At 43.2% G+C, this 13,437-nt stretch carries 9 protein-coding genes; 1 reads left to right on the top strand and 8 read right to left on the bottom strand.

What is annotated here, in order from left to right; all coding sequences use genetic code 11:
• The first annotated feature begins 101 nt into the window (after nucleotides 1–101).
• The gene (locus tag D0907_RS09400) at nucleotides 102–1,469 is read left to right on the top strand and encodes a hypothetical protein (RefSeq protein ID WP_036967889.1); all 1,368 of its coding nucleotides are present in this window, start codon (nucleotides 102–104) and stop codon (nucleotides 1,467–1,469) included.
• A 26-nt stretch (nucleotides 1,470–1,495) separates the two neighbouring features.
• Here the strand turns inward: D0907_RS09400 and D0907_RS09395 are convergent, their stop codons facing one another.
• The 8 genes from D0907_RS09395 to D0907_RS09360 all read right to left on the bottom strand — a co-directional run bounded on the left by D0907_RS09395 (nucleotide 1,496) and on the right by D0907_RS09360 (nucleotide 13,233).
• Nucleotides 1,496–1,759, bottom strand: a complete 264-nt coding sequence (locus D0907_RS09395) for a lipoprotein (protein ID WP_036967891.1) — start codon at nucleotides 1,757–1,759, stop codon at nucleotides 1,496–1,498.
• A gap of 11 nt (nucleotides 1,760–1,770) precedes the next feature.
• On the bottom strand, nucleotides 1,771–2,604 hold the full coding sequence (locus tag D0907_RS09390; RefSeq protein WP_036967893.1) for a CsiV family protein: 834 nt from the start codon (nucleotides 2,602–2,604) through the stop codon (nucleotides 1,771–1,773).
• On the bottom strand, nucleotides 2,604–6,077 hold the full coding sequence (gene mfd, locus D0907_RS09385; RefSeq protein WP_118844377.1) for a transcription-repair coupling factor: 3,474 nt from the start codon (nucleotides 6,075–6,077) through the stop codon (nucleotides 2,604–2,606). Before mfd ends, D0907_RS09390 begins: the two co-directional genes overlap by 1 nt.
• 22 nt (nucleotides 6,078–6,099) lie before the next feature.
• The gene (locus D0907_RS09380) at nucleotides 6,100–6,993 is read right to left on the bottom strand and encodes a carbon-nitrogen hydrolase (RefSeq protein WP_118844376.1); all 894 of its coding nucleotides are present in this window, start codon (nucleotides 6,991–6,993) and stop codon (nucleotides 6,100–6,102) included.
• Nucleotides 6,986–8,044 carry an agmatine deiminase family protein gene (locus D0907_RS09375; RefSeq protein WP_118844375.1) on the bottom strand — a complete coding sequence of 353 codons (1,059 nt, stop codon included), beginning with the start codon at nucleotides 8,042–8,044 and terminating at the stop codon, nucleotides 6,986–6,988. The genes D0907_RS09380 and D0907_RS09375 overlap by 8 nt, the downstream gene beginning before the upstream one ends.
• Nucleotides 8,045–8,128: 84 nt before the next feature.
• A complete protein-coding gene (locus D0907_RS09370; protein WP_065978500.1) occupies nucleotides 8,129–8,722 on the bottom strand; it encodes a hypothetical protein in 594 nt (197 codons plus the stop codon).
• Between the two features lie 117 nt (nucleotides 8,723–8,839).
• Entirely contained in the window at nucleotides 8,840–12,013 is a 3,174-nt protein-coding gene (locus D0907_RS09365; RefSeq protein WP_036967904.1) for an efflux RND transporter permease subunit, read from the bottom strand.
• A gap of 14 nt (nucleotides 12,014–12,027) precedes the next feature.
• The gene (locus D0907_RS09360) at nucleotides 12,028–13,233 is read right to left on the bottom strand and encodes an efflux RND transporter periplasmic adaptor subunit (protein ID WP_065978498.1); all 1,206 of its coding nucleotides are present in this window, start codon (nucleotides 13,231–13,233) and stop codon (nucleotides 12,028–12,030) included.
• Nucleotides 13,234–13,437 lie beyond the last annotated feature (204 nt).

Raw genomic sequence — 13,437 nt, 5'->3', positions numbered from 1 at the left:
TGAAATGATTATTAAGGCCCGGTTTTTACTGGGCCTTTTTTATTGTCTGAAAAGCTATCTCGGCGTAAACTTACAGTGTAAAAGTAAACAACGAGGTGATATTGCTTAAACAAGACGAAAACCTATCTTTTATTATCGAACCTGAGCTAAGTCCCCGCGCAGAGCAGCGTCTCGATCTGTATTTTTCTATTCCAAATGAAATGAGTGTCAACCCACAAACACTCAGTGAAGAAGCGTACTTCAACAACCACTTTAAGTCGCACCTAGCTTACAATGCGAACAATATTCACTTGCCACTGGTGCGAAGTCGGTTTGTGAGTAAAAACAAAGGTGAGCAACAAGATTATAGGCAAAACCTAAATTTATATTGTTATCAGGTTCGTCTAGCACTCAATGCAGATATTAAAGACACCCTAAAACATAACGAAGCTGACGAGTTTTACCCTGCGGCGATGGAGTTGTGTGAGCAAACTGAAGGGTTACTTAAAAAACTACGTCGTTATACCCCAGATGATGAAAAGTTGCTGCCATTTTATAAAAATGCCGATAACTATTTAAGCTGGCATGTTGAACAATCATTTTTAAAGTTATTAGACGAAGGGCCGCGCAGTAGCGATTTTGCAAAAGAGCGTGGTGAGTTGCTCGATTTCTGTAAAGCAGAAAACAGCTACCGAGAAGAACAAGAGTATAATTCGCAATCAACCCTTGAAGATGCAAACCGCATTACAAATAAAATGCGTTTATTACAACGCTTAATTGAGCATGGCGTTATCTTAAATCGCACCACACGCCATCTTAATAGTTATCTAAAGCGAATGGTTAAAGGCACTGTCACTGCCGTTATAATGGCTTTTGTGATGCTGGTTGTACTTAATGCACGCTCAACCTTTACTGAAGTAACAGCAACATTAATTTTGATTTTAGGGGTGATCTACGGGCTGCGTGAAATATTTAAAGAAGATATAACCCGTGTTATTTGGCGTGCCATTGTGAGAGGCCGGCCGAAATGGCGTTTTCAGTTTAAGAACAGTATTACAAAAGATAGGATCGCCAGTCAGTACATCTGGCTCGAATACACCTCGTTCAAGCGGATCCCAAAAAAAGTGCGTCAGATATTTTCTAAGCGTCGCCATCAAAATAAACAAGCAGCACAATGGTTACACTTTGCCAGTGAAACACACGTCAATGCAAAAGAGTTTTTGCCCGGGTATGATACGTTGCAACAAACTGTTAGCTTTAGTTTAGCGCCGTTTGCGCGTTACTTAAAACGTGGTGAGGGAAAACTCTATCATCTCGACAGTAATAAAATATCAAAGCAGGCAGTTGAGAGGCGTTACCAATTAAATTTGGTGTTAGTTTTTTCAGAAAATGAGCACGAAACTAGGTATGAACGCTACAAAATTACGTTAAATCGCAGCAAAATTATTAATATAGAGCTGATCCACAGCCAATTAGATAAGAGTGAGTAGGGTGGCTATATGCCACCCTTGCAGGATTATTTAGCGTCTAAACCTGTTTTACTATAAAGCGATACTTTATCTGAAACCAAAGTGATTTCGATATTTTTATCATTATCACCCCAGATACAGTTCGTATGCAGTGTTTTCTCTTCGCACTTATCAGCTGAACCTAAGATAGCTTCAACTTCTGCTTTATCCATACCGATTTTTATTTTTTCATAGTTCTCAAGGTTTACTTTAGAGCAGCCTGCTAATGTTAACACTGCAGCGGCAGCAGCAATTGCCATGTATTTTTTCATAATAGATTCCATTAATGGTTGTAGCGTCTTATTTGCACGATCATGCCCATACGAGGATGATCGAAATAATGTATTTCGTTGCTGATCACACGCTTAAATTGTGAAAAGCGGGCTTTTTCATAATCACCGGTTTCTAAACGCTGACTAATATCAAAATCAGCATTTATAAAAAGGTAATGACGAACGTAAATTTTCATTAAACCATCTAATTCCCAATCAGGCGTTTGTTGCAAACTCTCTGGAATATATTGCTCTGATGGAGTTACTAGGCTAATAAAGTCATTGTTATCTGGTTCAATAGCAGGTGAACTTGCTGCTAAATGTTTGCCTGCAAATAACCGAATACTTTGAGCGCGTGATTCACTCATTTCAGGAAAACGCCAACCGGTGTGTAATAACGGTGTTAAACCTTTTCTATCAAGCTGGTTTTTCTGTTCAGTAAATTGCAGTTGCTCAGGCGCCATTAAATAAATTTCGTCGGTGTCTTCACGTGGTTCGACAGGAGGAGAGACTGGTAATTCGTTGTAGCTTGCTAAAAAATCAACGCTGTCGTCACAGACATTCGAATGTGGGTTTGAATTAATCAATTCATCAGTAAATGACTGTGAACGAAAACGACTATCACCGTTAATACAAGCTTGTTTAGCGTGCGCTTTGTAGACAGGTGATAATAAGTCTTTCGAACGTTTTGCATTGATTTCATCATGTTTTAACGAGAAATCTTCTTGTAAGTAGGGCGCTGGACGTTGTTTATAAATAAGCACTTCTATTTCGAACCAGCGTGCTGCAAACGATGAGCTTGTAAATAAGCAACAAAGTAAAATAAAACTATTTCTAAACAACATTAATGGCTAACCTTTTTTTCGAAATCTGCAATCATTGCAGTGACCATTTTCAAGCGTTCACGAGGGTTCGCCTCGCTGATCGCAAAACGCAATTTATTTGCGCCGTCCATTTTATATATATGCGGAGCACTTTGTATCAAACCTATAATGAAGCTAGGGTTAACCTTTGTATGCTGGCTAAACTCAAAATAGCCGCCTTTCGGGTTTGCTTCAATCTTTTTGATGCCAATATTGCTGGCTTGCAATTTCAGTTGTTGCAAACTAAATAAGTTTTTCGTGGCATCTGGGAGTAAACCAAATCGGTCTATTAACTCGACCTGTAGCTCGTCCATGTCATTGAGATTAGCACAGCTTGCGATGCGTTTATAGATTCCTAAGCGTGCATTTACATCATGAATATAATCATCCGGTAATAAGGCTGGCAGTTTTAAATCAACCTCAGTCTGTTGACCTAGCAGGTTCTCCAGTGTTGGCTCTTTGCCTTCTTTTAGTGCGTTAACGGCTTGCTCAAGCATTTCCATATAAAGGCTAAAACCGATGCTCTGCATTTGCCCTGATTGATCATCACCGAGTAGCTCACCCGCGCCACGAATTTCTAAATCATGCGTCGCTAACGCAAAGCCTGCGCCTAAATCTTCTAAAGACTCGATGGCCTCAAGGCGTTTTACTGCATCTTTGGTTAATGACTTTGGATTGCCTGTTAATAAATACGCGTACGCTTGGTGGTGACTTCGACCAACGCGGCCGCGAAGCTGATGCAGCTGAGCTAGGCCAAGCTTGTCGGCTCTATCCATTATGATGGTATTCGCAGTCGGAACATCAATGCCGGTTTCAATGATTGTTGTACACACAATTACATTGTATTTTTGGTGATAAAAATCACTCATGATTTGCTCAAGCTCGCGTTCACGCATTTGGCCGTGTGCAGTGGTAACGCTTGCTTCTGGTACCCACTCAGTAATTTCTTCAGCAACACGGTCGATAGTTTCAACATTATTGTGTAAGAAATAAACTTGGCCGCCGCGCTTAATTTCACGCAGAATAGCTTCGCGAATGAGCTCAGCATCACGTTGTCTTACAAAGGTTTTAACGGCCAATCGTTTAGCCGGTGGTGTGGCGATAATCGATAAGTCGCGCATGCCGCTCATTGCCATATTCAGTGTACGCGGAATCGGGGTGGCGGTGAGGGTTAAAATGTCGACATCGGCGCGCAGTGCTTTTATTTTTTCTTTTTGACGAACACCAAAGCGATGTTCTTCATCAACGATTAATAAGCCTAAGTCTTTAAATTTAATGTCTTGCTGAATTAATTTGTGTGTACCTATGACAATATCTAGCTTGCCTTCGGCCATTTTATCCAGTGTTTCTTTTTGCTCTTTTGTCGAATTAAAACGCGATAAAACACCGACTTCTATTGGCAAATCAGCGAAGCGATCTTTAAAGTTTTCAAAATGTTGCTGTGCAAGTAACGTAGTCGGGACAAGCACGGCGACTTGCTTGTTATCATTTACGGCAACAAAGGCAGCGCGCATGGCGACTTCTGTTTTACCAAAACCCACATCACCACACACTAATCGGTCCATAGCCTGTTTACTTTGCATATCGCCCAGTACAGCTTCGATGGCGTTGCGTTGGTCGTCTGTTTCTTCAAATGGAAAGCTGTCGCTAAATTGGCGATAAGCACTGCCGTCAAGCTTAAACATATTGCCAGGTTTAGCTTGGCGTTTTGCGTAAATATCTAACAGCTCAGCAGCGACATCGCGTACTTTTTCTGCGGCGCGTTTTTTCGCTTTTTCCCATGCATCTGAACCCAGTTTATGAAGTGGGGCACTTGCTTCTTCTCCACCTGAATAACGGCTCAACATATGAAGTGCAGAAACGGGCACATAGAGTTTGGCTTCGTTTGCGTAGGTGATCGTAACAAACTCGGTAATCACCCCTGCAGCATCAATGGTTTCAAGACCTTGATAACGACCCACACCGTGATCTAGGTGCACTATTGGTTGACCTTGACGCAGTTCTGCCAGATTGCGAATTAATGCATCTTGGCTTGCTTCGTATTTATGTTTTCGGCGTCTGCGCTGAGACACCTTAATACCTAATAACTCTTGCTCTGTAATGATGGTTAAACGGGGTTTACCATCCAGTACCACACTTTGTTCAAGGGGCGAGACAATTAAACCCACATCACTGGTGCTTTGGGTAAAGTCGGTGAATGAATTAAATTCTTTAAGCTTTAAACCACTTGGTCTTAACAGTGTCAGCAGCGATTCACGTCGTCCGTCAGACTCTACAGACAGTAGCACACGGCCTTTTTGTTTTTTTTCACTGGCAACATAGTCAATTAAGCCTTGATACGGCTCATGCAATTTATGATCAATACGTACGTTGGGTAAATCGTTGCTGGCTAAATTTGTGTGTCCTGCTTTCGTACCAAGCTTTGCCTGTGATAAACGTATTCGCGCGAAGTGTGCAAACTCACCAAACAGTTCATTGACACTTTGATAAAGTTTTATAGGCTCAAGAAGCGGTCTAAGAGGGTCTACACGGCGGTTTTCATAGCGTACATTTACATCATGCCAAAACTGCTCAGCGGCATGCTCAATATCACCAAAGTGCATGAAAGTGGTATTGTTAGGAAGGTAATCGAAAATTGTCGCTAGTTGATCGAAAAACAGCGGCATGTAATATTCAATTCCCGCAGGCCAAGTGCCTTTGGTTACCTGCATGTAGATAGAATCTTGCTCGGAGCTGGCACCAAATTGTTCACGATAATTAATTCTAAACCGTTCTATATCTGCATCGTTTGTCGGGAATTCATGGGCCGGTAAGAGCTCTATTTTATCGACTTTTTCATCAGAACGTTGGCTTTCTACGTCAAACAAGCGGATGCTGTCTAGTTCATCGTCAAAAAAGTCTAATCTGAATGGGTGAGGACTCCCCATCGGGTATAAGTCAACAATTGAGCCACGTATTGCATATTCACCATGCTCCATCACTTGTTGAACATGTAAGTAGCCTGCTTGCTCAAGGTTATCACGTAGGGTGTGAGTATCTAGCGTGTCACCCACCGTAAAATTAAGGGTTGAACCATAGATAAATGACGCGGGAGCAGTGCGTAGCATCAAGGTCGACACGGGCACAATTAACACGCTTTGTTGTTCTTTTTTTAAGGTGTTAAGAGTGGCAAGACGCGCAGAGATAATATCCTGATGCGGTGAAAAATGATCATAAGGTAACGTTTCCCAGTCAGGGAAGACCATGACTGGGTTTTCAGGTAATAAAAATTCGAGTTCAGTTTCAAGGCGAAGGGCGCTTGGTGTATCTGGGGTGACAATCACAACAAGTTCGTTATGTTGTTTCACACCTTCGGCTATTGCGATACTCAACCCGCTGCCGGTTAGTTGTCCCCAGTGAATTTTATCTTTCTCAGATTTTACCCAAGGCAATGCTGCCCATTGCGCAAACGCCATTTACTACTCCTTTAAACTGTGTTTAGTCTCGATAAATTTTTGTTAGATCCTGATAGTGGTCGATACGACGATCACGTAGGTATGGCCAAATACGGCGAATGTTTTCGCTGCGTTGTTGGTCAAGTTCAACAACAAGTAACTGCTCGTCGCTGTTATTTGCGTGTGCAAGGATTTCACCTTGAGGGCCTGCGATAAACGAATTACCCCAAAACTGAATACCCTCGCTTTGCGCACTTGGATCACTTTCATGACCAACGCGGTTACAGCTAATAACGGGCAAACCGTTGGCAACAGCATGCGCACGCTGTGAAATAACCCAGGCGTCTTTTTGACGCGTTTGCTCGTCTTTATCATCACGAGGATCCCAGCCGATGGCTGTTGGGTAAATTAAGATTTCAGCTCCCGCCATCGCCATTAAGCGTGCGGCTTCAGGGAACCATTGATCCCAACATACTAGCACACCGAGTTTACCCACTGAGGTTTGAATTGGTTGAAACCCTAAATCCCCCGGTGTGAAGTAAAACTTCTCGTAAAACCCCGGATCATCCGGAATGTGCATTTTACGGTATTTACCCGCAATGCTGCCGTCTGTTTCAAGTACAACGGCGGTGTTATGGTAAAGGCCTGTGGCACGCTTTTCGAATAATGATGACACGATCACCACATTTAACTCTTTTGCCAGCGCACCCAGTGTGTCTGTACTTGGGCCTGGAATTGTTTCTGCTAAATCGAAAACATCAACGTCTTCTGTTTGGCAGAAATATAAACTGCGGTGTAGTTCTTGAAGAACAACCAGTTTAGCGCCTTGGCTTGCTGCATCACGAATGCCTGCAATTGATTTTGCCATGTTTTCTTGGGCGTTATCAGAATTAGATTGCTGAACAAGGGCAACCTTTAAATGCGTTGGTTTAGTCATTGTTTGCTCCTGCTAAAAAGCCGCGCGGTAATTGCATCGTAATGCAGTGTAAACTGCCAAACTGATGGATAATTGGTAAACAGTTAATACCCAGTACGGTGTGTTCTGGGTAGGCCATTGCAATTTGAGCTAATGCCAGTGAGTCATGTTCATCACCGTAAATTGGCACAAGCACTGTTTTATTGATGATTAAATAATTGGCATAAGTGGCGGGTAATCTGTCACCGTCATCGTTAAACACCGCTTTAGGCCAAGGAAGAGCGATAAGCCTGTAATCTTCACCTTGGTGTGTTTTAAACGTGTGTAACTGTTTTTCCATCGCGTCTAATGCAGCAAAATGCTCATCATTTTCGTCATCACACTTAACGTATACAAGCGTATTGTTTGGTGCAAAACGCACTAACGTATCAATGTGGCTGTCTGTGTCATCACCCGCTAAATAGCCGTGATCAACCCATAAAAACGATTCGGCACCTAATTGTTCTTTAAGGATTTGCTCGATGTCTGTTTTAGATAACGATGGATTACGATTCGGGTTTAACAAACATTCACTGGTCGTCAACAGCACACCGTGCTCATTAATTTCAACGCCGCCACCTTCAAGCACTAAATCACTTTGCTGATAAGCCGTGTTTGGGTTTGCTAGTTGTTTGACGAGCACTTGATTAATATGGTTATCAAGCTGGCTTTCGAATTTATTACCCCAGCCATTAAAAATAAAATCCATGATTTTTAAATCAGCTGCGTTATCAAGGTTCGCACAGGTTAACGGTCCATGGTCGCGAGCCCATGTATCGTTGCACGGGGTAACGACAAAGTGAATACGGTGTGCATCAACACCCGCGTCGGCCAGTAGGGCACTTATGTGGTTTTTAAGTGCGTCGTTATGAGCAACAATCACCACATCTTGTTGTTGGCTAATTGCTTGACATAGGGCGACGTAAACGGGTTCTACAACCGTTAAAATTGCAGCCCAATCGGTATCTTGGTGCGGCCAAGTGAGCATTACAGCGTCTTGCTCAGCCCATTCAGGTAAAAGTCTAAATTTCATGAAGGTATTAAACAAACAAAGGTGGGGCTAGTTTAGCATTTTAGCCATAGATGTCAGCTTTTTGTGCGCGATAAAGCAGGATTTTTAACTGCTTTGCGACGTGTTTTCTTGTTGACGTTTTTTAAGCTGGCGAGTTTGTGCATGCAATGCTGCCCGAACGACTAAATCTTGGTCTGCATCGCGAATGGCAGTGAATAATAAAGTGTATTGGTATTTATCATCATCGCGCTTTTCAATCGCAACTAATTCGGTATAACAATATATCGCTGATGCTTCATGCTGCAAAAATAGTTTGGTTCTAAACGTTTGCCCTAATTCGTATACCTCAGTCGATGTGAGTTTTACGCCACCGCCACCATAACTATCACAATAATTTGCGTTATCTTCGGGCTGTTCAGAGGCCAGAATGTGGCTCATAATCAAGTCTATTTTACGTGATTGAGCTTGTAAAAATATGGCCAGCTCTTGAGCTATGTCACCTAAATTACGCAGTGGGCGTAATGTACTTTGCTCAAGTTCATTCACTTCATTTGCAAGCTTAAATAGGGCGGGAATATCGGCTTCAAGTTCAGCATGCGTTTTCGGCACAACATGTGGCTCAACAGCGTATAAGTTCACGCGGTTGCTTTCTTCTATCTGAAAGTATTGCTCAAATTCGCTTAATTTTTGATTGTTCATGCTGTACTCCACACATATTTAGTTAATATTAGCGCCGCAAAGCACAAATTACCAGTAATGAAATACTGACAAATGACTTATAAAAAAAGGGCAAACTTATTGTTTGCCCTTCGTTTTTTATAAGTTGCCTTCTTGCGTATCGACATGCTCTTGCTTATGGTGCGCAGCAATTTCATCAGCAAGCTCTTGCCTTGAACGTTTTTCAGTTAACTTACGCTCAGTCAGCCAATAAAAGAACAGCGGTACAAAGAACACTGCGAGGAAGGTAGCCGCCATCATGCCGCCCATTACGCCTGTACCAACGCTGTGACGGGCTCCAGCACCGGCACCTGAGCTTAACACCAATGGTACAACACCCAATATAAAGGCTAATGAGGTCATAATAATGGGTCTAAAACGTAAGCGAGCTGCTTCCAATGCAGCAGTACTTGCGCTCCACCCTTGTTGATGTTTCATTAGCGCATACTCAACGATTAATATGGCATTTTTACTCGCTAGACCGAGTAGGGTGACTAAGCCAATTTGGAAGTAAACGTCGTTAGTCATGCCTACCAGCCAAACAGCAATCAATGCACCAAACGTACCAAAGGGTAATGCTAGCATCACTGAGAGCGGTAATGACCAACGTTCATACAATGCTGCCAGAATTAAAAACACCATGATCACAGCAAGCCCTAGTGCAATACCCGTTGTCCCTGAACTGCGTTTTTCTTGGTACGCAGACCCTGTCCATTCGTAGGTCATGTTAGGGGGGAGCACTGCGTTTGCGATCCGTTCTACTTCGGCAATTGCTTGGCCTGAGCTATAACCTGGTGCTGCATTACCCATTAGTTTTACGGCTGGTAAGTTATTGTAGCGGTTTAAGTTCTCAGGGCCTCGGCTGTATTCAATTGTTGTAAACGCTGACAAGGGCACCATATTGCCTAGGTTGTTTTTAACATAGATACGTTTGATGTCATCAGGTTTCATTCTAAATTCAGCATCCGCAGACATAAGCACTTGCCATGCACGGCCAAACTTATTGAAGTCGTTTACATAATAGGTGCCTAGGTTACCAGCCAGTGCGGTAAAGGCATCGTCTATTTCAACCCCCATTGCACGAGCTTGCTCGCGGTCAACATCAACACGCAGTTGCGGGGCATCTGGGCGCCACAGAGTTTGAAGGCCACTAATGATAGGGCTCTTTTGTGCTTCTGCTGTCATTAACTGCATCGCTTGTTGCAGTTTATCAGGGTCACTGTCACCTTTGTTTTGAATATAAAACTCAAAACCACCTGTATTTCCCAGACCAAAAATAGCGGGGGGATTAAAGGCAAGTACCAGTGCTTCTTTTATCCCGGCTGTTTTCATAAACAATTCTTGAACAAGCGCTTTCGTGTCGACCTCGCGTTCATCCCAATGTTTTTGAGTGACAAACAAGGTTGCAGCGCTGTTTTTATACCCGCCACCGATAAAGTCAAACCCCGTAAATGCCACGACGTTTTCGTTGGCAGGGTTTGATTGCACCGCTTTAACAACTTGTTGAGTAACGTGCTCTGTACGCTCAAGCGATGAACCATCGGGTAAGAAAATAGCCGATATGTAATAGCCCTGATCTTCGTCTGGTACTAATGAACCGGGTGTGTTCTGCCACAGTCCGATTGTGGCAGCAATCATTGCTGTCATGAGTATTAAGCCGAGTAATCCACGACGCACCATAAATCCGACGGCACCAACATAACGGCTCGTAATTTTTGTGAAGGTTGCATTAAACCATAAGAAAAACCGCGCGGTTTGTTTATGCTCTTGTTTTAAGATTAGGACGCACAGTGCAGGTGTCATGGTTAGCGCAACTACGCCCGATAAGCTCACCGCAATAGAGATGGTGATCGCAAATTGACGGAACAATTCACCGGTTAAGCCGCCTAAAAATGCAATAGGCACAAACACAGAACACAGCACTAAAACGATTGCAACAACAGGGCCACTGACCTCACGCATTGCTTTAATTGCCGCTTCGCGTGCACTTAAGTGTTCTTCGTGCATAATACGCTCAACGTTTTCGAGTACCACAATGGCATCATCAACCACGATACCTATCGAGAGCACCATACCAAATAATGTCAATGAGTTAATCGAATAGCCAAGCATGTACATGCCGGCAAATGTTCCAAGCAGAGACACAGGCACAGCAAGGGTGGGGATTAATGTTGCGCGCCAGTTTTGCAAAAATAAATACACTACTAAAAATACCAGTACCATGGCTTCGAGCAGTGTTTTAACAACTTCACGAATAGAGACTTCAACAAAACGTGTCGTGTCGTAAGAAGTTAAATGTGAGAGACCAGTTGGAAACTGGCTTTTCATCTCTTCGATTACAGTATTTACTTCGTCTGCGACATCAAGTGCATTCGCGCCGGGTTGTAAGAAAATACCCAACAGGACCGCTTCTTTACCGTTGATTGTGCCTTTAAAGTTATAATCTTTGGACCCGAGCTCAACACGCGCGACATCCTTTAAGCGTAAGCTACTGCCATCGGGGTTTGAACGAATAATAATGTTTTCAAACTGTTCAGGCTCAGAGAGTCGGCCTTGTGCCGTTACACTATAAACAAGCTCTTGTGGTGAGGATGCAGTGGGGGTAGCGCCAATTTTACCTGCGGCATATTGGGAGTTTTGAACGCGAATCGCTCCGGCCACCTCTTCGACAGTCACGCCTAATTGACTCATAACATCAGGACGCAACCAAATGCGCATAGCGTAGTCTTTGGCACCAAAAATCTGCACACTCGTAGTGCCTGGAATACGTTTTACACGGTCTAGCACGTTCATGGTGACATAGTTTGATGTCCATAAACTTGAACGAGAACCATCCGGTGAATAAAAGGCATGCACTTGTAAAAAGCTGGATGAACCTTTTTGAACAACCACACCTTGACGGCGTGTTTCTTCTGGTAAACGCGCTTCAACTTGTTTAACACGGTTGTTCACATTTACTGCGGCTTGGTCTACGTCTGTGCCAATTTCAAATGTGACTTCAATAGTGGTTGAACCTGCACTCGTCGAGGTTGATGACATATACATCATGCCTTCAACACCGGTGATCGCATTTTCAATTGGGGCAGCAACTGTTTGCTCAAGTACGTCTGCAGACGCACCTGGGTATGCAGCTGTTACTTGAACGACTGGGGGCGCAATTTCAGGGTATTGGGCAATGGGTAAACTGCGCATGGCAGCAAGACCTGCCAATACGATGACAATAGATATAACAAACGCAAAAATAGGTCTGTCTATAAAATAACGAGAAAACATAAGACTCCCTGTGTTTATTCTGCGTGGTTTGAATTTGCAGCCGATTGGCCAACATTCACTGGCATACCAGGGAAGAAAATACGCGCCATTCCATCAACTATCACGTTATCGCCTTCTTTAAGGCCACTTTTAATCAGCCAAAAGTTCTGATATTGCTCGTTATTTGGTTGTTTAACCCATTCTCCTACCGTTACGGGAGCCGGCAGGGCAACATCCATGCCTTGCTCATTTTTACTGACAACGTACACAAACTTACCTGTGCCGTTATCCAGTACAGCACGCTGTGGCACAATGATCGCATTTTTACGCACAGCACCACTTAACTCAATACGGACGAATTGACCAGGACGTAATTGAAAATCAGGGTTTGGAATAATCGCTTGAAATTCACTGGTGCCTGTATTTGGGTTAATACGCACATCTGAGAAGTTAACTTCACCTGTTTTACCGTACACAGAGCCGTCTTGAAGTTTAATTTTTGTTTGCCAATGGCCTTGCTCAGGTAAGGTCAGAGAGCCATTTTGAACATCTTGACGCATTTGTAACTGCTCTCGCTCAGATAAACCAAAGCGGATACGGATTGGATCAAACTGTGTCATTTGTGTAAGCAATAAATCGGGCCCCGATACAAAGGTCCCTTCTGAGACAAATTCACGACCCATTACACCGGCAACCGGGGCTTTAACTTGTGCATATTCAAGGTTCAACTGCGCTTGTTTTAGGGCAACTTTCGCCGCCTCGAGATCTGTTTTTGCAATGTCGTAAGCTGAACTCGCATTATCGTAATCGCGTTGCGACACAGATTTTTCTGCGCGTAATTTAGCTAAACGTTTTACATCTCTGTTAGCTTGTACTAACGCTGCATTGGCTCCATCAAGTGCAGCTTGAGCACGGTCAACCGCTAATTGATAAGGTTCAAGGTCGATAGTAAATAAAGAGTGACCTTGTTCAACACGTTGACCTTCTTCAAAATTACGTGATTCAAGAATTCCCGCAACGCGAGCACGAACTTCGACTTCTTTTGAACCAGACAACGTAGCAGGTAATTCGATAGTAAAGGGGGCATCTTGCGGTGTCATTGTCATAGTTGCTACCGCGGCAGGGTGCATTTGACCCTGTTGCTGCTGAGGTGCTTCTGAGCAACCTTGTAATAGTAAAGGTGCAGTTACAAAAAACAACGCAGATAATGATAATTTGGCAGACGCGAAAGGCAGGCGCATGTTTACTCCACAGTCCAATTGTTAAGTAGGTAAGCATAGAAAATAGCCTATACACTATCGAAAGGCGATACTATGCAGAAATTAAGCGCGTTTAGTTTATACCCAAATTAGCGAAAGGTACACCCTTTAGTTTACTTTTTACAGGTGAGATAATCAGAGAATTAAATGCTATCTTCACAAAGAGATAGCGCACATACAGTGTAC

Source organism: Pseudoalteromonas lipolytica (genome assembly GCF_003515105.1).
GTDB classification, from domain to species: Bacteria; Pseudomonadota; Gammaproteobacteria; order Enterobacterales; family Alteromonadaceae; genus Pseudoalteromonas; species Pseudoalteromonas lipolytica.
Note: the sequence above shows the minus strand (reverse complement) of the source record. Positions and strands in the feature narration are given on the sequence as shown.

Coding starts and splice junctions, on each gene's coding strand:
- D0907_RS09395 (WP_036967891.1), bottom strand. CDS start 1,759: ATGAAAAAATACATGGCAATTGCTGCTGCCGCTGCAGTGTTAACATTA.
- D0907_RS09390 (WP_036967893.1), bottom strand. CDS start 2,604: ATGTTGTTTAGAAATAGTTTTATTTTACTTTGTTGCTTATTTACAAGC.
- mfd (WP_118844377.1), bottom strand. CDS start 6,077: ATGGCGTTTGCGCAATGGGCAGCATTGCCTTGGGTAAAATCTGAGAAA.
- D0907_RS09380 (WP_118844376.1), bottom strand. CDS start 6,993: ATGACTAAACCAACGCATTTAAAGGTTGCCCTTGTTCAGCAATCTAAT.
- D0907_RS09375 (WP_118844375.1), bottom strand. CDS start 8,044: ATGAAATTTAGACTTTTACCTGAATGGGCTGAGCAAGACGCTGTAATG.
- D0907_RS09370 (WP_065978500.1), bottom strand. CDS start 8,722: ATGAACAATCAAAAATTAAGCGAATTTGAGCAATACTTTCAGATAGAA.
- D0907_RS09365 (WP_036967904.1), bottom strand. CDS start 12,013: ATGTTTTCTCGTTATTTTATAGACAGACCTATTTTTGCGTTTGTTATA.
- D0907_RS09360 (WP_065978498.1), bottom strand. CDS start 13,233: ATGCGCCTGCCTTTCGCGTCTGCCAAATTATCATTATCTGCGTTGTTT.